Here is an 18,094-nt window from a genome sequence, read left to right as displayed (position 1 = left end):
GGCCGATCCTGATTCGTGATGGTCGGTGCGTGCGGCGTGATCCGCGCGTATGGGCTTCGTTTGTCCTGTTCGTTTGGAAGGTGATCCCGATGAAAGCCGCTGCACTGATTGCATTGACCTGCCTCGCGCTAACCGCTTGCGGCGGCGACGACAATCCCTCGCCCGCTTCGTCGGGCGGCTCGGGCACGAGCAACAACGGCGGCAGCGGCGGGACAGGCGGCACGGGATCCGGCGGCAGCGGCGGTTCGGGGGGCTCGGGCGGCAGCACGCTGACCTGGCGCTACGAGGCGCAACCTGTCGCTGCCGATCGCGCGAGCTTCCTGACGCTGGTCAACAACGAAGGCGCGAAGGGCTATCGCTATCTGGGCGACTACTTCTACGCGGCGGGCAACGGCGGAACGCAGTCGATCTTCGTGAACGACGGCACCGCGCAGACCTACACGTACCAGTTGCAGACGGCGCCGGCCGACATGACGTCCTTCGTTAATGCGGCCAACGCGCAAGGGGCGAGCGGCTATCGCTACGAAGGACCGCTCACGTACGGCGATCTCTATCGCAAGGATGGCGGTTCGTCCGCCACCTACACGTACACGACGACGGGCCTGCCGGCCGACGCGAATGCGTTCCTCGCGCAGGCGAACGGCCAGGGCCAGTCGGGCTACTGGCTCCTCGGCCCGATGATGGTGGGCGCCGTGCAGGCGAACGTGTACATGAAGAACAACGCGTCGAACGCGACCTATACGTACGACGCGCTGGCGCCGACGTCGACCGTCGGCGACTTCATCGCACAGGCCAACAGCGAAGGGGCGAAGGGCTATCGCGCGAAGGGCGGGATGGCATTCGGCACGGCGATCTCGTGGATCTACGTGAAGGACCAGACGCAGTCGCCGACCTTCTCGTACCAGTCGGCCGCGATCCAGTCGACTGGCGCAAGCTTCGTTCAGCAAGCGAACACGTTCGGCGCACAGGGCAGCGCGTATCTGAGCGATCTCGCGCTCGGCTCTCCCACGCCGGTGATGGCGTCGTTCTATTTCACGCCGAAGAACTGCACGGGCTTCCTGTGCACGACGCTGAATCCGCTCACGCAGAACTGAGGGGGGGGCGGCGCGGCGGAACGGGACTCGGGCGCGCTGCGTCTACCGTGGATGCGTCTTTTCTGCCGCCGGCTTGCCGGCGGTATTTCGTTTGCGCGGCCGTCCGCCGCGAATCGACGACACGACTTGTCCGATCGGACAGGCTCGCGACCTGATCTCGCGATGAACTTTCGTTCAAGTTCAAAATCATCTCTCGATGGTATCGGATTTGTACTAAAAAGATAATGCAAGACTGATTTTCGCAGTGTCGTTTGGCATGATTGGGACATCGCTACCCCGAATGTACCCATCGTGACGCCCGGTCCGGCAGGGAATCTGCCGCATGCCCGCATCCTCGGGCGCCGTCACGTCGAGCCATGCCATACAGCACACTTCAGTCCATCCGCCGCTACCAGAGCATCTCGATGTTCGGGGGCGGCATCGTCGTCACGGTCCTGATCCTGATTGCCTGCGGGCTCGGGATTACGTCGATCGTTTACGGCTATCTGGACGGCGAGCGGCGCAATTTCCTGAATGGTGTCGAAGAAACCGCCGGCGAGGTCCAGGTGGCCGAGACGTCGTTCAGGAACGGCGTCACGAATACGCAGCTGATCTGGCGCGAACTCGGCCCGGCGCCAGCGGACGTCACGAAGGCATTCCTCGATAACGGCCAGCAGCTTGCGATCACCCCGTTTCCGTCGCTCGTGGTCGGCGTGCCGGGCGCAACCGCGCAACGCGACGAGGTCGCGCGTTACCTTGCCCTGTCGTTTCTGCTGTCGCGCATCTGCGCGGCGAGTTCGATCAATCGCGGGCGCACGCTCGAGGGCTATCACTACAGCACGCGAACCGGGATGTTCGGGCTCGTGCCGCACCTGTCGCGCGACGACCCGGCGCTCGCGTCGACCGACGCGCGCGCCAAGGTGTTCGATGCGCTGCACGTGGATTTCGACGGCCGGCCGCCCGCGCCGGACGATGGCCGACCGAACGTCCGCTGGTTGCCGCCCTACCTCAATCCGGTCACGGGGCAGGTGCGCATCCGGCTGGCCGCCGAGGCCCGATCCAGCGGCCAGCCGTTCGCGGTGCTGGTCACCGAATACGCGCCCGAATACCTGCTGTCGTGGCTGGCCGAGCGCACGCAGGCCGGCGTGTTCTTCATCGCGTCCGCGGACAACCGGCTCATTGCGGTCGATCCCGGTGTCGAGCGCACGAACGCGCTGACCGAGCGCCTGTTGAGCCTCGACGTCGCCCACGGCGATCGCGCACCCGGCGAACCGCTCTTTCGCGACGGCACGATCGTGTTCCGCGGCAAGCTCGCCGCGACGGGCTGGACGATCGCGTATGCGCTGTCGTGGGCCGACGTGGTGGCCGGCATCGGCGTGCAGGCCGGCTCGCTGGCGGCGGCGACACTCGTCGCGATCGCCGTGATGTGGCTGCTGCTCGTGCGATTCCACCGGCGCGTGCTGGTGCCGGTCTACGCGCGCTCGGCGCGCGTGTTCGACAGCGAGGCGCTCTGCCGCAGCGTGGTCGCGATGGCGCCGGTCGGTATCGGGCTCGTGTCGCTGTCCGACCGGCGCGTGATGCTCGCGAGCGACGCGCTGACGCAGATGTTGCTGCCGCACGGCGGCGATCATCATGCGCTGTCCGCGCAGGTGCTCGAGAAGTATGACGCGTTCGTCGCGCAAGGCGGGGGCGGCCGGACGATGATGACCGAGTTCGTGCTCGATGCACACGGCGATATGCCGCTGCATCTGGAGGTCATCGCGCACAGCGCGCGTTACGAGGGGGAGGACGTGCTGATCGCGGCGTTCGCCGACACGAGCGCGCAGCGCCGTCTCGTGCACCAGCTCGAGGAAGCGGTGCGCGCGGCCGATTCGGCGAATGCGGCCAAATCGTCGTTTCTTGCCGCGACGAGCCACGAGATCCGCACGCCGCTGAACGTGATCCTCGGCAATCTCGAACTGCTCGAACGCACGGCGCTCGATGCGTCGCAGCAGAGCCGCGTGCAAACGCTGCGGGCATCGGCCGAGGGGCTGCTCGCGATCGTCAGCGACATCCTGGATTTCTCGAAGATCGAAGCCGGCGCGATGTCGGTCGAGTCGATCGAGTTCGACGTGATTGCGGTGATCGAGCGCGAGCTCGCGGCGTTCGCGCCGGTTGCGAAGGCGAAAGGGTTGCCGCTATTCGCCGATATCGATGCGAGCGGCGCACAGCGCATGCGCGGTGACCCGACGCGGCTCGCGCAGGTGGTCGGCAACCTGTTGAGCAACGCGATCAAGTTCACGAGCGAAGGGCGCATCGTCGCGCGCGTGGCGGTGGGGCGAAACCCGCGCGGTGCGCCCGAGCTTGCGATCGGCATCGAGGATACGGGCATCGGGATCGATCCTGCACACCGGGCGAGGTTGTTCAAGCCGTTTTCGCAGGTCGATGCGTCGATCACGCGACGGTACGGTGGCACGGGGCTCGGGCTCGCGCTGTGCGACCGGCTGGTCGCGGTGATGGGCGGGACGATCGCGGTCGATAGCGCGCCGGGCATCGGCAGCGTGTTCACCGTGCGCCTGCCGTTGCGCATGGGGATTGCGCGGAAAGTCCCGATCGGCGCAGGTGCGGGCGCCGGCCGGACGCTGATCGTCGTGTCGCCGGAGGACGCATGGCGCGCGTTCGCGTTCCCGCATCTGCGTGCATGGGGATTCGACGTCGCGATGCATCCGAGTCCGATCGGGATTGCCGCCGGGTGCCTCGCGCGTGCTCACGCGATCGTGCTCTTCGGCGATTCCGACCAATGGCGGCGCGAGGAGCTCGACAGCCTCGGCGGCGGCACGCCGGTCGTACTGGCCACGCCGGACGGCCCGCTGCAGCCGAATGTCGCGGGCCGTACGATCCGCGTGTCGAGCTATTCGCTGAACGGGCTTCGCACGGCGCTCGAGCAGGCGCGGGGCGCCACGGCCGAATCGACACGCGGGCCGGGTCGCGCTACCCATGCCGGTCTGCCGGCGGTGCCGGGTTCCGGCACGCGTGTGCCACGCGTGCTGGTTGCCGACGATGCATCCGTGAACGGGTCGATCTTCCGCGAGCAACTGGACGTACTCGGCTGTACGGTTCGATGCGTGTCGTCAGGCGGCGCGGCGTTCGATCTGCTCGCGACCGGTGGCTGGGACATGCTGCTGCTGGGTGCGGACTTGCCCGACATGTCGGCCCGCCAACTGGCGGAAGCCGTCCATGCGCGCGCGCTGCCGTGCGACATGATCGTCGTGGCCTCGCATCTGGCGCCCGACGACGCCCGGCGTTATGCGGCGTCGAACGTCGAATGCATATTGACCAAACCCGTGATGCTCGCCGATCTGCGCCGCGCGCTGGTCCGCATCGCGCGGCGGCGCGGGATCGACTTTCCGGCCGGGGCGATGGACAAGCGGCCGGCATTGGATGCAATGCCGGCGGCGGCACACGGGCCGGGGCGATAAGAAAAACGCGGCGCGGCGGCGGCGTAGGCCGCCCGGCGTCAAACGAGGAAGGCAGGCACGCCGCATCGCAGGGTGCCGCGTGATTTCGACTGAAGAAGGAAGGGTAAGGCCGTGCGCTATATGGGAAAGGTGTTCGGGCTGCTGCTTGGATTCGCGACGTTGCCGGAGAAATCCAGACGGGATTTTCTGACGAAGTTGAACGAATTCATCATGATGTCGCCGTCGCAGAAGCGGCGCGTGATCGTCGAGTGGCAGCACGCAGCGGATGACGGTTCGGGTGAATCGGACAAGTCCGTGATCAAACGTTAGGGTAGCTCCAGCTGCCCGGCGGGACAGGATGGATCGACGGCGTTGGGGGACGCCGCCGATCGGGTGTGTGCGGGCGGCGGTCCGTGGGCCGCCGAAGATTCGTGCCGGATGCTGTGTCCGGCGCGTCGGGCCGTTGCGGCTGTCAGCGGTCACGCCGACCGTACCGCTGCGCCCCGGAACCCGTCTATTATCTTAAAATTACGCTGCGCACCGCCCGGTTCGCTCAATACCGCAACGCAAGCGTGTTGCGCGATCGATTCGAATCCCGGCGCGTCGCTCAACATGGCACGTCGGGCCGCGTGTATCGGGAGAAGAATAAAGATGGATGAATTTTTTGTGCGAGTGATGGTGGCGGACGATCATCCTTCGTCCGCGCTCGGGATGTCGCAGGCGCTCGCAGGCAGCAGCACGATCAAGCTGCTCGGCACCGTCTCGAATTCGACTGATCTGGTGGCGATGCTCGACGAGCAGCAGAGCGACGTGCTCGTCGTCGATTACGTGATGCCCGGCGGCAAGTACGGCGACGGCCTGTCGCTGCTGTCGTTCCTCCAGCGCCGCTATCCGGCGCTGCGCCTCGTGACGATCACGATGATCGACAACCCGAGCGTGCTGCTCGCGATTCAGAAGCAGGGCGTCGCGTGCATCCTGAGCAAGTCCGATGCGATTTCGCATCTGGTCGGCGCGGTACATGCGGCGTTCGTCGGGGCGAATTATCTGTCGCCGTTCGTCAAGAAGCTGCTGGAGGACTGCCAGCCGTCGGCCGGCACGCGCTTGCTGACCGCCCGCGAAATCGAGGTCGTGCGCCTTTACGGGGCCGGCCTGACGGTTGGCGAGATCGCCGTCCAGCTTCACCGCAGCAAGCAGACGATCAGTTCGCAGAAATCGAGCGCGATGAAGAAGCTCGGGATCATCCGCGATGCGGACCTGATCCGCTATGCGAGCGAGGGGCAGTTGCCCGATTTGCCGGCAACCGATGCGTAGCCGCTAACCGGCGGTGGTGCCGATCGATCCGGACCGCGCATGAGGCAGCGGCGTGGCCGGGCCGCCTTTGACGACATGTATGCCCGATAGACTGAGAACGCTGATCGCGTACGCGACGTCCACTGCCGCAAGCCGTTCGAGCCCGGGCGCGTCCCGCGTCGGCGGCTGCTGTATGGGAGCAGCGTGGCGATCGAGGTGTTCGTGCTGGGTTGCATGGCGCTTGTCGCACGGATCTTCAGGAACCGATTGCGCGGTTTCGATCGGAGCGCCTCGTCCGCAAGGCCGACCTGCTCGAGGAGATCGAGGTGGTCAGCGCACTTCGGAACCGCTACGTCGAAAACCTCGAAACGATAGCGAGCCATGCCTGGCCGCCTCGCCCGATACCCTCGCGCGTTTTCCTCGGCGATCGCGGCAGGCGGGCTGCGGGCAAGGATTACGCGCGGGTCGTGCCGCTGTCGTCCGCTATGCCGATGAGCAAAATCGCTCCATTGCGCCTGACGGCGAGGCGCCGTCGGCGCGACGCATGCGGTACGACTACCCCGGTTCCTAGGAGCCCGATGCGCCTGCACCGGTGAATGACGCGGTATTTCCGGCCAGGAGAGACGAGACCGATATGACATGCCCGCAAAGCTGAAAAGACTTCTCTCGCACGGCACGGCGGCCGTTCGCAAGCCATTCAATCCCGGTCGTATCCGGCGCCAGCAGCAGATCCTGCTGTACGCAAGCGGTGCTGCGATTTCGGTGTTCATGCTACTGTGCGCGACGCTGGTCTTGCGGCTCGACGTGCAGGAATCGCTCGAGCGCTTTCGCGTCGAGTTCACGGGGCGCAGGGCCGAACTCGTGGCCGAGCTGGAAATCATGAGGGCGCTGCGGAACCGCTATGTCGAAGACATGGAGCTGCAGTGGGCCGGCGTTGTCGACGATTCGCCGGTCTTGCCCGGGTTGCTCGCCGGCAAGCACGGCATGCAGACATTCGTCGGGCGCATAGGGCGAATCGCGATCGCCGCATTCGCCGACATCCCGCGGGCTGCATCGGCGAACAGCCATTTGCCTTACCTCGCGCGCTATCTCGGGCGGGTCGAGGTGACGGGCGTCCTGCCTCCGCCGCAACCGGCCGATCCGGGCGGCACTTCCTATCTGATCGATCCGGACGGCGATTTCATCGTTACGGCAGGGCATCCGCTGGTGAAACGGGCGCTTGCGCTGCCAGCGGGATTCGATGTAAGGGCGTGGGTCGAGCAACTGCGGCCGACAACGAAAGATACAGCCGTATCGATGGCGCCCGTCGCTCGTCAAAGCACGATTGTGCTCGAGCGGCGATTCGATCCGCTGCTCGGACGCTCCGTGCTGCGGATGGTGCAATGGGTGCTCGGCGCGAACGGCAGGCCAGTCGTCTGGTTCGTTATCAACAGCCCGCCGCTGATAGAGGGGATACTGCGCTCGCCGGGCGCCGGCAGGGAATACGCGCTCGTCGATGCCGATGGAGGGCTCCTGCTCGGCGGGCAGCCCGACAGGGCGATGGTGGCCCGTGCGCTCGAGCAGGCGCGTCTGCAGGCCAGTGGGCGAGCGGTCGTCCATCGCGTCGGCATGAACTTCGTCATCAGCGACCGCGTACCGAGATCGGACCAGGTGGTGATGGCAGCCGTGTCATGGCGTGCCGTTCTGAGCGACATCGCGTGGAGCGCGAGCTTGACGGTCGCACCCGCGCTCTTCGCGATCGGGCTGCTGTGGTTCGCCATCGTGATGTTCGACCGGCGCGCGTTGCGTCCGGCGAATCGGCGCGCGATTCGCTTGATCGAAAGCGAGGCGCTCAACCGAACGCTGATCCGCACGGCGCCGGCCGGGCTCGTGTTGCTGTCGTTCGCCGACGGCGAAACGATCGTACGCAACGACGCGATGACCGCGTACGAGCGCGACATGATCGGCGAGCCGCTCGGCAGACAACTGTGGCTGGCGTACCGGGCCGGCGCGCAGGGCGGCAACGCGCGTACGCGCGTGACGCGAGAGCTGGCCGTCGAGCGCGCGGGACGCGGCACGACCTATCTCGAGGCGCACATCGTGCGCACCAGGTACCGCGGGATCGACGTGCTGCTGTGCACGATGCTCGACATCACGGCGCGCAAGCAGGCCGAGGAGAAGCTGCACGAGGCCCGCGAAGCCGCCGAGCACGCGAACACGGCGAAGTCGACCTTCCTCGCGACGATGAGCCACGAGATCCGCACGCCGCTCAATGCGATCGTCGGCAATCTCGAGTTGATGGAGCGCGCGGCACTGCCGTCGCAGGAACGGCGGCGCCTGAAGACGATCATGTCGTCGTCCGATGCGCTGCTGCGCGTGATCAACGACGTGCTCGACCTGTCGAAGGCCGAGTCGAACCAGATGGTGCTCGAAAGCATCCCGTTCGACCTGCGCCGCGTCGTGAACGACGTGGTTGCGATTTTCCGTCCGCTCGCGGATGCGAAAAACCTCGCGCTGACGTGCCGGGTTGCCCCGGATCTGGCCGATGGCTACGTGGGCGATTCGACGCGGTTGCGGCAACTGATTTCGAACCTCGTCAGCAATGCGATCAAGTTCACGAAGCGCGGCCGCGTGACGATCGACGTGCGGCTCGCGCACGCGGGTCCGACGGGCAGTGGCGTCGAAATCGCCGTCAGCGATACGGGTATCGGCATTCCCGAAGACAGCATGCCGACACTGTTCGACGTCTATATCCAGACCGACGCGTCGATTTACCGGCGCTTCGGCGGCACGGGGCTCGGGCTGCCGCTGTGCCGGCGCATCGCGACGCTGATGGGCGGCGAGTTGCGTGTCGACAGCCGGCTAGGCGAAGGCACGGTTTTCGTGGCGGCATTGCCGCTGTCCGAAGCGCCGGCCGGGTGGCGGGCCGATGTGCCGGAGTCCGAGACGTTCGCGGATACGGCGCACGAGCACGACGCCGATGCGGCATTCGAGTCGGGCGCGGAGGCTGGCGCAGATGCGCAGGCCGACGATGACGAGCCGCTGCGCGTGCTTGTCGCCGAGGATCATCCGGCGAGCCGCGCGCTGCTGCGCGACCAGCTCGATGCGTTGGGCTACGACGCCACGATCGTATCCAACGGCGTGGAGGCGATGCGCGCGTTCTTCGAGCGGCAGTACGACGTCGTGCTGACCGATCTCGGCATGCCGGAACTCGACGGCTTCGCGCTCGCGAACTTCCTGCGTGAGCAGGGCGCTCGCGTGCCCGTGATCACGATGACGGCACACGCGACCGACGAGGATCGGCGGCGTTGTGCGCAAGCCGGTGCGGTAGAGGTCGTGCTCAAGCCGCTGTCGATCGAGACGCTCGACGCGGCGTTGCGGCGGCACGCGGGGCGAGAACCGGTTTCGTCCGAGCCTGTGCACGGGCAAGTGCAAGCGCCCGTCGCGCCAGCGATGACCGACGAGGTGCGACGCACGCTGCACTATGCAACGCTGCGGTCGCTCGCGACGATTCGCGACGATTCGCGACGCGATTGCGAACGGCGACGCCGATACGTTGCGCATCGAACTGCATTCGATGCGTGGCGGTTTCGCGTTGGCGGGCGATGTCGATGCGCGCGATGCGTGCGCAAGCGCTGAGCACGCGATGCGGGATGGCGGCCCGGAAGCATTGAAATGCGTGTGGGATTCGACCGAAGTGACGATTCAGCGAGCACTCGAACGGCTGTCGACGAACGACGAGCCGAGCCAGGGCTAGTCAATACAATAATCCGTAGCATGTGCCATCGGTTCGTGACGAATGGCAAGTGTGGGCGGCGTGTCGGGGTTGTCGTTACCGACTATGAAAAATCGAGCCGGTTATTCGGTTTCGGGCTCCCCCCAGCGCGGCGCGCCACCTTTAACCGGGGCACGGCATCGCGGCCAGCGAGGGGGCGATTACCGCGATTACTTTTTGCCCTCGCTCAACCTTCTTCTGGGGAGGGGCGAGAAGGGCAGGACGTTTGATCGAGTAGATTGGAACTTGTACTAGTGAAATTAAAAATACTATAGTACTTGACCTATTTTCATGATGTGTCGATTTGCTTAAAGTGACAGGGAACTCACTCTGGATCAAGGAGCATGTCGTGCACGCCTGCACACTATCGGTTTTCCGCTTGCCGTTGAGTATTGGCGCGCTTATTGCGACGCGTAATCTCAACCTGTTTTTGAAAGTAGTCATTCTGATTTTTGCATCCCAATCTGGCCCCGCTCTTGCCGCGCTATCGTTTGACGGTCAGAATCGATTCATCATGACGGGGAAGCGCATGAAAATAGATCTCGTCAACGAGAGTATTGAAAATGCGTTGGCGGATGTATCCGTTACATGGGGTGACGAAAATAATACGAAGCCTCTTCCGTTGGTAGTATCGCAGCCACTGTTGAGGATTTCGCCCAGCGGCCGCGGGTCAGTCGATGTGATCTATCAAGGAGTCGGATTTCCATCGGACCGCGAATCCTACATGTTGCTCAACGTCCTTGATGTGCCGACGGCACCTCATGACCCCAATGTGCTGCAGATTGCACTGAGGCATCGGCTCAAACTATTTTATCGCCCGCAGCTAAAAGAAACGCTGAATGACGCAATGGCTACCTTGAACTGGGAGTCGCGAGGCGAAGGCCAGATGCAGATCACGGCCAACAATCCATCGCCATACTATCTGACGCTCAGCGATATCAAAATAGTTGATTCGAATGGCGGTGATTGTGCCGAATCGGTCGAGCACCTGATGATTCCTCCATTTTCCACCGCGTCACTGGGGAAATTGGATTGTAATCCTGCCGGCTTGCGCTTCAGTGTAATCAGTGATGCTGGCTATGCGCGTCCCTACCGAGTGGAGCTGGTTCCGGGTAGAAATAATTTTGGATCAAGGCAATATTAATTGAGCGAGGTTATAGTTGTGTGTAAAATATATCGATTGACTTTTTTCATATTGATTGCATTGTTTTCTCGGGAAGGTTTTGCGTTGGCATGCCTTAATAATGCAACTTCGAGCACTTGGAACGGGATCGTCCAATGGGCAGGCGAGGCAAGTATGGTTAGTGGTATCACTACCACCATTGCCGTACCTAGTACCGCTCCAAAGAATACGGTACTTTGGCGATCTCCAGAAGTCTCTCTGAAGGTAACCTGTTGGGCGGATCGAGGTGCTAGTCAAGAAAACGTATACATTTATCTGAGTCCGGATGATCCGGGGTATACAAATCTGGGTCCGGATCTGGAGTTGGGTGTCTCTTTTAACGGGGTCGATTATTATTGTGATAATGGGATGGAGTCTTTTAAGGGGCGTTGTCGAAAGATGCTCAATTGGGTTATTCCGTCTTGCTCTAAAGGATGGGGGTGTCCGGAGCTTTATTATCAAGCTAGTATTAGAGTGAGTTTTATTGTTCTGAAGCGAAGCGTAGGCGGGGCTGGTAAAGAAGGAAGCATGTCTGGCGTTTCTGGCCCTTACGGTGCGTTTCAGCTGGATGGCGCCGGAGGTATGAATGATCAGCCGCAGCATAATTTCAGAATGAACGTAACTGGATTGAATAAACTGCGCTACGTTGCGTGTGATTCTAAATTGAGTGTGTCGCCTAATTTGATAAACTTCGGCGCAGCCAATCCGAATGCTGCGGCTGTGGGGAAAGTGATCAGGGAGGTGCCGTTTACAATTTCGGCATCAAAGACATGCAATAGTGTATATGGATTAAACGCAGTGATGAAGTCAATCAACGCTGCGACGCCGGACGATTACAGGATCGTTCCGAATGACAATAAGTCTGTTGCGATATCGATATTCAAGCAGGCGAATCGTGAGGCGGTTCCGTTTAATAAGGAGTTTTTGCTTGTGGAGCCAAGTGGGGATCTGGTATCCGTCAAGAGTTTTCTGGCAACGCTGAAATGGAATACAAATCAACCGACGCTTGGGGAGTTCAAGGCCGGCGCAACGTTTGATATATTCTACAAGTAATTTTTCAGAGGCGTATATTGTGTTCCGTAAATCGGCGTGCTTGTAGGCACGCCGATTTACGTTACGACCGTGCTTGAAGTGTGGAAGTTGCGGTCATTTGCCCGGCCGGGCAAGGCGGCTGGGGCCTGGAGTCATACAACCGATACGCGTCTGCGTCGTGTTTGCCGCCGAAAATAGGCACTAGCAGGCTGTTGAAAAACGTTCCGAGAGGGCCGCGCCGAAAATTGTCGACCTCTTAAAACGTCCTACACGCGGCTCGCGCGACTTGGGTAAGGGGTAAAGCACCCCCCGAATGTGGGGTTCGGACGCGACTCAAAAGCGCTATTCAACAGCCTGCTAGAGGCATTCCCTTTCTGTCGATCTCGCGTGTTACTCGCCACTCGAGAGCGCGCCTGGCCGCGCCTGCTTCTGGCGTGTGTCTTTCGCGATCGAGTGCCCTAATGTCTGCGATCTCCATCTCATCAATCGGAAAGCCGTGATCATCAACAAATATCTTTCCGTCGATTACGAATTTCTCATTGATCGAGCCGACCGGCTGCCTTATCCCCCTCCCGTGAGATCGCGGCCGACAGGGCACGATCGATTGGTCGCAATGGCGGCGCCATGTGTGTAGCGACACCACGCGATGCTTTATATCACCGGTCCTGCTCGGTATCGCGCTGGTGGACTTCCTGCGTGAGTAGGATGCCTGGGTGTATGTGATCGCGATGACTGCACACGCGATGGACGAAGCTCGGCGGAACTGGGAACGGGTTGGCGCGGCGGAGGTCGTGCTCAAACCACTGTCGATCGAGACGCGCGGCGCGGTGTTGTCCGGACCAACGCTTGGGCAATCGCCTGTCGCGCTCGCGAGCGGCGACGCCGATACGCTGCGCATCGAACTGCATTCGATGCGCGGCGCGGCTTTGGGCTAGCCGAGGATATCGAGGTGTGCGATGTTTACGCGGGAATGGAGCATGTTGCCGACGAAGGTGGAATCGATGCGGTCAATGCATGCTGGCCGGAATTCCGGAACAGCATCGGGCACGCGTTGAGCCGGCTGGAGGTCGGGTGTGCTGGTCGTCGGCCGAACGATGCATCGTGTAGTCGGTAACGCGGGAGTGGCGCGACGTAGTCAAGATAGTTGCCGTCGAAGCCTCGCGTGACTAAAACAAGCCCTCGCAACGACGCCCGCGTGCAATAGCCGGTGGGTGATTATTGATAGCTCCTCGAGAACAGCCAACGTGTTTGCTGTACCGCCCTTCAACGTGCCGGGCTGTATAACGCGCTATCAGCGGAATCACTAACCAGCTCTGTCGTTGCGGGGTGTCTCCGGTTTTCTACCGATTCATGTTTCCTGAGCTACTGGAATCCGGACCGAATTTCAGCGGTTTTCCGTCTTTCAGAATCTGAACCTCGACACCTGGTGTCCCGGAATCCGGCGCCAACGAAAGCCGGTCGGGCCGGTTGCCCTTATTTAGGGTTATCAGTCAGCGTGACGTAGGTACAGGTCGACGTTTCCGGGTCTCCGCTGGAGCAGTTCAACTGAATGTCGAAGTTTCGTTCACGAGTGGTGCTGCCGACGCTAGCTAAGTCGCGCGACGTGAAATTGTCGCACGTCGGATTCATCCAGACGCCAATCCGCTTGACCGTGACCGCGCAAGTTGGGACCTTCGGCCTGATCTGAGTCAAGCCGTTGATACGAATCGAAATTGCCTGCCACTGTCTATTTCGAAACCACATTCCCCGGATATCACCTTGCAATGAGCCTCCTGCGGTGATCGGTCCAACCTTGACGAATTCGACGATTAGAGGAGCCGACGCGGCAAACGTGACAGCCTGGGCGGTATTGTCGACCTCTCGTGGTCATCAGGTACTTTGCGTCTCGTAGCAGAGGTGCACGCCGACGCCAAAAACGGTTGTTGGATATGTGTCGTACGCGGGGTCCGTTACTTCGCCTATTCGCCTACGATGTCACACCGACCCTTGATTTGTAGAGTCACAACCCAAGGTTGCTGAAGCACCCGACGTATCGACTGTTCGTAAATCGAGCACTGTGCCGACAGGAACCGATGGGTTGAATTGGGGTATTGCCTAGACATCGATAGTGAATACAACGACGTTTCCGGCAGGCTCGGGAGGGAAATCATTTGCACGATTCCCTGGCTAAGCGGCCAAGGCAGGTGTAGCCTTCGCGCCGAAGATGAGGGTTGCGAGAATTAACTCGCGCATCCGTAAATCCCTCGAATGAACTAGCGGCCAGCCATGCGGCAGCTCATCGCGACGCGTTCATACATCAGCGCCTTGTTTTGCTGCGGAAGTGTGTAGTTGCCTTCACACGTGCCCTCGCTCCAGCGAATCGACAGACGCCCCTGATCCTTCACACCGAACACGAGCACGCGCGATGCGTTGTCGACCATACCGAGTACCTTGTCGTCCTGGTCGTAAGCCGTCGCGCCGAGCGGCACCTTCTTGCCGTCCGTCGTCGTCACGTCGAACTGGATGCGGCGGCCAGTCTCCGCAGCGAAACGCGCTTTCACGATCGCACCGCGCGTCGGTACGATCGTTTTCGCGTTCTCGGTGATCTCGGTGTCATTGCCGAGGCTTTCCGTGTCGATGTTGAGCCAGTTGTACCGGTACGGCTGCGCGTAAGGCAGCACCGCATAACCGCGACGATCGGTGCTGACCGTCGACGACGAATCGAAGCGCGCGCCCTTCACGCCGGGCACCTCGACGATCGCGAACGTCTCGCCGACCGGCTGGCCGAGCGTGATGCCGCCGCGATGCGCGACGATCGATCCGGTTGCGCCGACGTCGACGTGCTTGCCGTGGCCGGACTGGGTGTAGTTCGACGTCAGCTTCGCCGTCGGCGTATCCCAGCCGAGGCCCACGCCGCCGGAGCCGCCGTTGCCCTTCTGGTAGTCGCCCTGTACCGAATAGTTGACCGTGTTCCGGTCGTTCAGGAACCCCGATACGCCTGCCTGGACGCTCACGTCGCCGCGCGTCGACGTCGTGACGTTCGAGTACGCGCGATGCGCGCGCGCGCTGCTGCCGAACGGAATGCTGATGGTCGCCGAGATCTGGTTGTCGGTGCGCCCGAACGGCCCCGTGTCCTGGGTGCGCGCGAGCGCGACGCTGTAGCTGAGGTTCTTCAGCGAGCCGCTGTAGCCCAGCTGGATGTTGCGGCTCGCGCCGCCGCGGTTCCAGTAGCTCGTTTCTCCGATGCTCGCGTAGACCGACCCGTTGCGACCGAGCGACTGGTTGATGTTCAGGTCGACGCGGCTCTTCTGGCGCCGCACGCCGTCGCCTTGCCGGCTGCTCATATCGTCGACGTGCTGGCTCAGCGTGCGGAAGCCGTCGGTCGAATACCGATAGCCGACCATCGTGAACGTGGTGTCGGTGGCCGCGAGCGTCTTCGAGTACAGGAACCGGAAGCTCTGCCCGTTCGCTTTTCGGCCGGGTGCGTTCGACTGGCTATGTGTGACGTCGAACGAAATGCCGCCGAGCCGCGAGTTGAAACCGACGCCGAGCGCGATCGCAGCATAGTTCTGTGCGCCGATCAGGCCACCGTAGCCGGTGAAGTTGTCGGACAGGCCATACACCACCGTGCCCTGCGCGAACTTCGGACGGACCTCGCCGACCCCGCGATACTGGCCTGCGGAAAACGAATAGCGAATCGAGCCGCGCCGGATCATCACGGGCAGGAACGAATAGGCTTGCGTATAACGCCGGACGCTGCCGTCGGATTCGGTGATCGAGATTTCGAGGTCGCCGTTGGAGCCGCTCGGATAGATGTCCTTCAGCTCGAATGCGCCGGGCGTGACCGTGGTCGAATAGATCACATAGCCGTTCTGACGCACCTCGACGACGGCGTTGGTTTGCGCGATGCCGCGCACGACCGGCGCGTAGCCGACTTCGTTGTCCGGCAGCATGCCGGTGTCCGAGCCGACTTGCACACCGACGAAGCGGAAACTGTCGAAGATTTCGCCGGCGGAATACAGTTCGCCTGCCGACAACGTGCCCCTGATACCGCGCAGGTCGCGCTGCACGTAGGTACGGTTTGACGTGAACTGCGACTTCGCGCCGCGGCGCCCGGTTAGCGCCGATTCGTTCCTGAGCCGCCAGCCGCCGACGTTGAAGCCGTTGCGCAGGCCGAGGTAATAGTAGGAGCTGTTGTAACCGGAGTCGGAGTCGTGGCTGAAATTGCCCTGATAGTTGCTGTAGGCCGCGACGATGCCATCGTCCCACTTCGACGGATCCACGTAGCCGCGCGACCGGCCCGGCACGTAGGCCTGCGGCATGCTGACGTTCAGCGACAACGTGCCGACGTCGAAATTTGCCGACGCACCGTCGACGATCTCCGCGAGATTCAGCACCGCGTCGTCTTGCAGGCCGGCCGGAATCCTGTTTTCCCGCTCGAGCCGCTGCGCGTCCACGCCGAGTGCCTTGAGGAGGCCGAGTGTGATGACAGGCTTGACCTCGCCGCCGTTCGCCTGAAAGACGATCGATTCGCGCTTGCCGGGCTGCTGGTTCAGCGACACGTCGACGTCGTACGTGCCGGGCGGTACGGAACTACCCTGTTCGAGGTATTTGAGCTCGACAGGTGCGTCCCCTTTCTTGAGGAAGAGTTCGTTGAACTCTGCCGCCTGAACAGTCGTTGCCGCAACGAGACTTCCGAGCGCTACTAGACAGGAAGCCCCCTGGCATGCTGCCATCCGCAAATCGATTTTCTTTTCAGTGGTATCCATGCCTTGACCTTGACCGCGTGCCTTTCCCAACCTGCCTCGATTTCAGGAATGCGCGCCCTCCGATAAATTAGTAATGCAAATTTCTATGAAGCGATTCGAAGCCGGAACTGACGGAATGCGCGGTCAGTTGGCGACTGTTGCGTTGTTCTCTTCGGTTGCGCCGAAGTCGTTGATCGACTCGAAATCGACCTTCGTGCCCGTTGCGAGCGATGGGCCGCTGTAGTTCTTGACGCTAAGCTGACGGGTCGACTTCGGCGGAATCATTTCCGTGTCGATCGGATGCGTTTGTGCGCCGCTGTGGAGCGTTGCCTTGACCAGCGATACGTAATAGGGGCTGTTGTTGACGACCTCCATTCCATATTTGCCGCCCGCCGCGCGCCAGCGCCATTGAAGCTGCTTCGGTGCGTCTTCGGGCTTGCCCGCGAGGTTGGCCGGCCGGTAGAACAGCTTGATGCGCTGACGCACCGCGACTTGCAGCGTGTTCTCGCCATCCGATTTCTGCGGAATTTCCTGCACGCTGAGCCAGAACACGGATTCGCGGTCAGTCGGCAAACCCTGGCCGGCATAGAAGATCCGCAGCGTTTGTTGCTTTTCGGCGCCGAGACGGCTCAGCGAAGGCGTGATCGCGAACGGCAGATCCCCTTTCTTGTCGTCGGATTCCAGCCATGACTGGATCATCACGTCTTGCTTCGACGGATTCCTGACGAGCAGCGACGCTTCCTTGCTCTGCGCCGTGTAAACGACGCGCGTGCCGTTCAACGAGATACCAGCGACCGATGCGCCGGAATAGGGCAATAGCGAGCTGGCCGCGACCAGCCCGGCAATGAGTGATCGTTTCATGATGGAATGGAAAAGTGATATGGGCGACGGAACCGTGATCCGCCGCGTCGCCCATAGGGGTGCTTTACTCGTAGGTCAGCGTGAACGGCAGCGTGCCGTTTGCCGAACCGGCCTTGATCGCTGCGCCGTTGGCAACATAGCCTGCACGCAGATTCAGCGCGGCGGTGTAGCTCGGCGCTTCTTCAGTGCCGCCCTTCACGAGCGGGGCATCGAACGTTTCGTTCGCGGCCAGGTTCAGCAGCTTGTTGTTGCCGTCGTACAGACCGATGCCAACACCTTCAGCGTCGCCCGCGACCTTCAGCAGCTGGTTGTTCTTGCCGTCGAGACCCGAACCCGTGGCCGGGTCGAACTTCATCTTGACCAGGGTCAGGCCGGTACCGGTGTTGCCGCAGTCGAGATTCAGGTTGATCTGCGTGCCTGCTGCAACGCCGCCGCCGGCGGTGCTGCCGATCGAATCCGCGCTTACCGTGCCGAGGTTGACCGCAATGTTCTGGCCGCCGGTGCCGGGCGAAACGCTGGCGCCTGCGCCGCCCGTCAGCGAGCACGACGCGGTCGTGATCGCACCGGTGAAGTTGATGGTGCCGTCGGCAGCCATTGCCGAGCCTGCTGCCGCGAACGAAACTGCTGCCGCTGCGATAGCGAGGATGTTCTTGTTGAAAGCCATGATTTTCTCCGTTTCAACGTGATTTAAAGGATGGGATAACTCTTTAAAGAGTTATAGTGATGGTATCGTTGCGCGGCATGTCTATAAATTGGAT

Annotated in this window: 10 protein-coding genes and 1 pseudogene; 8 read left to right on the top strand and 3 right to left on the bottom strand. The window is 62.1% G+C overall.

Translation table 11 applies throughout. The features are described 5' to 3' along the window. The first annotated feature begins 89 nt into the window (after positions 1–89). From A9Z05_RS16670 to A9Z05_RS16640, 8 genes and pseudogenes are all read left to right on the top strand, one after another. Positions 90–1,094: a hypothetical protein gene (locus tag A9Z05_RS16670; RefSeq protein ID WP_069619059.1), complete on the top strand. Its 1,005-nt coding sequence runs from the start codon at positions 90–92 to the stop codon at positions 1,092–1,094. A 356-nt stretch (positions 1,095–1,450) separates the two neighbouring features. After that, entirely contained in the window at positions 1,451–4,531 is a 3,081-nt protein-coding gene (locus A9Z05_RS16665) for an ATP-binding protein (protein ID WP_069619058.1), read from the top strand. A 120-nt stretch (positions 4,532–4,651) separates the two neighbouring features. Beyond that, positions 4,652–4,840: a hypothetical protein gene (locus A9Z05_RS16660; RefSeq protein WP_084044297.1), complete on the top strand. Its 189-nt coding sequence runs from the start codon at positions 4,652–4,654 to the stop codon at positions 4,838–4,840. A gap of 321 nt (positions 4,841–5,161) precedes the next feature. Continuing rightward, positions 5,162–5,821, top strand: a complete 660-nt coding sequence (locus A9Z05_RS16655; protein ID WP_069619056.1) for a response regulator — start codon at positions 5,162–5,164, stop codon at positions 5,819–5,821. Positions 5,822–6,439: 618 nt separating this feature from the next. Further along, a pseudogene (locus tag A9Z05_RS16650) lies at positions 6,440–9,536 on the top strand (ATP-binding protein). Positions 9,537–9,903: 367 nt separating this feature from the next. Continuing rightward, complete coding sequence (locus A9Z05_RS34825; protein WP_218077813.1) at positions 9,904–10,698, top strand: molecular chaperone; 795 nt, start codon at positions 9,904–9,906, stop codon at positions 10,696–10,698. Then, the gene (locus A9Z05_RS16645; RefSeq protein WP_218077812.1) at positions 10,699–11,769 is read left to right on the top strand and encodes a fimbrial protein; all 1,071 of its coding nucleotides are present in this window, start codon (positions 10,699–10,701) and stop codon (positions 11,767–11,769) included. A 692-nt stretch (positions 11,770–12,461) separates the two neighbouring features. Then, entirely contained in the window at positions 12,462–12,683 is a 222-nt protein-coding gene (locus tag A9Z05_RS16640) for a hypothetical protein (protein WP_069619055.1), read from the top strand. 1,317 nt (positions 12,684–14,000) lie between these two features. Here A9Z05_RS16640 and A9Z05_RS16635 read toward each other — a convergent pair. The 3 genes from A9Z05_RS16635 to A9Z05_RS16625 form a co-directional block, all read right to left on the bottom strand. Continuing rightward, the gene (locus A9Z05_RS16635) at positions 14,001–16,496 is read right to left on the bottom strand and encodes a fimbria/pilus outer membrane usher protein (RefSeq protein ID WP_069619054.1); all 2,496 of its coding nucleotides are present in this window, start codon (positions 16,494–16,496) and stop codon (positions 14,001–14,003) included. A 123-nt stretch (positions 16,497–16,619) separates the two neighbouring features. Continuing rightward, complete coding sequence (locus tag A9Z05_RS16630; protein ID WP_069619053.1) at positions 16,620–17,336, bottom strand: molecular chaperone; 717 nt, start codon at positions 17,334–17,336, stop codon at positions 16,620–16,622. 64 nt (positions 17,337–17,400) lie between these two features. Next, positions 17,401–18,000, bottom strand: a complete 600-nt coding sequence (locus tag A9Z05_RS16625) for a fimbrial protein (protein WP_069619052.1) — start codon at positions 17,998–18,000, stop codon at positions 17,401–17,403. Between the last annotated feature and the right edge of the window lie 94 nt (positions 18,001–18,094).

It is taken from the genome of Burkholderia sp. A2, assembly GCF_001729305.1.
Classification (GTDB): domain Bacteria; phylum Pseudomonadota; class Gammaproteobacteria; order Burkholderiales; family Burkholderiaceae; genus Burkholderia; species Burkholderia sola.
Note: the sequence above shows the minus strand (reverse complement) of the source record. Positions and strands in the feature narration are given on the sequence as shown.

Coding starts and splice junctions, on each gene's coding strand:
- A9Z05_RS16660 (WP_084044297.1), top strand. CDS start 4,652: ATGGGAAAGGTGTTCGGGCTGCTGCTTGGATTCGCGACGTTGCCGGAG.
- A9Z05_RS16655 (WP_069619056.1), top strand. CDS start 5,162: ATGGATGAATTTTTTGTGCGAGTGATGGTGGCGGACGATCATCCTTCG.
- A9Z05_RS16635 (WP_069619054.1), bottom strand. CDS start 16,496: ATGGATACCACTGAAAAGAAAATCGATTTGCGGATGGCAGCATGCCAG.
- A9Z05_RS16670 (WP_069619059.1), top strand. CDS start 90: ATGAAAGCCGCTGCACTGATTGCATTGACCTGCCTCGCGCTAACCGCT.
- A9Z05_RS16665 (WP_069619058.1), top strand. CDS start 1,451: ATGCCATACAGCACACTTCAGTCCATCCGCCGCTACCAGAGCATCTCG.
- A9Z05_RS16630 (WP_069619053.1), bottom strand. CDS start 17,336: ATGAAACGATCACTCATTGCCGGGCTGGTCGCGGCCAGCTCGCTATTG.
- A9Z05_RS16625 (WP_069619052.1), bottom strand. CDS start 18,000: ATGGCTTTCAACAAGAACATCCTCGCTATCGCAGCGGCAGCAGTTTCG.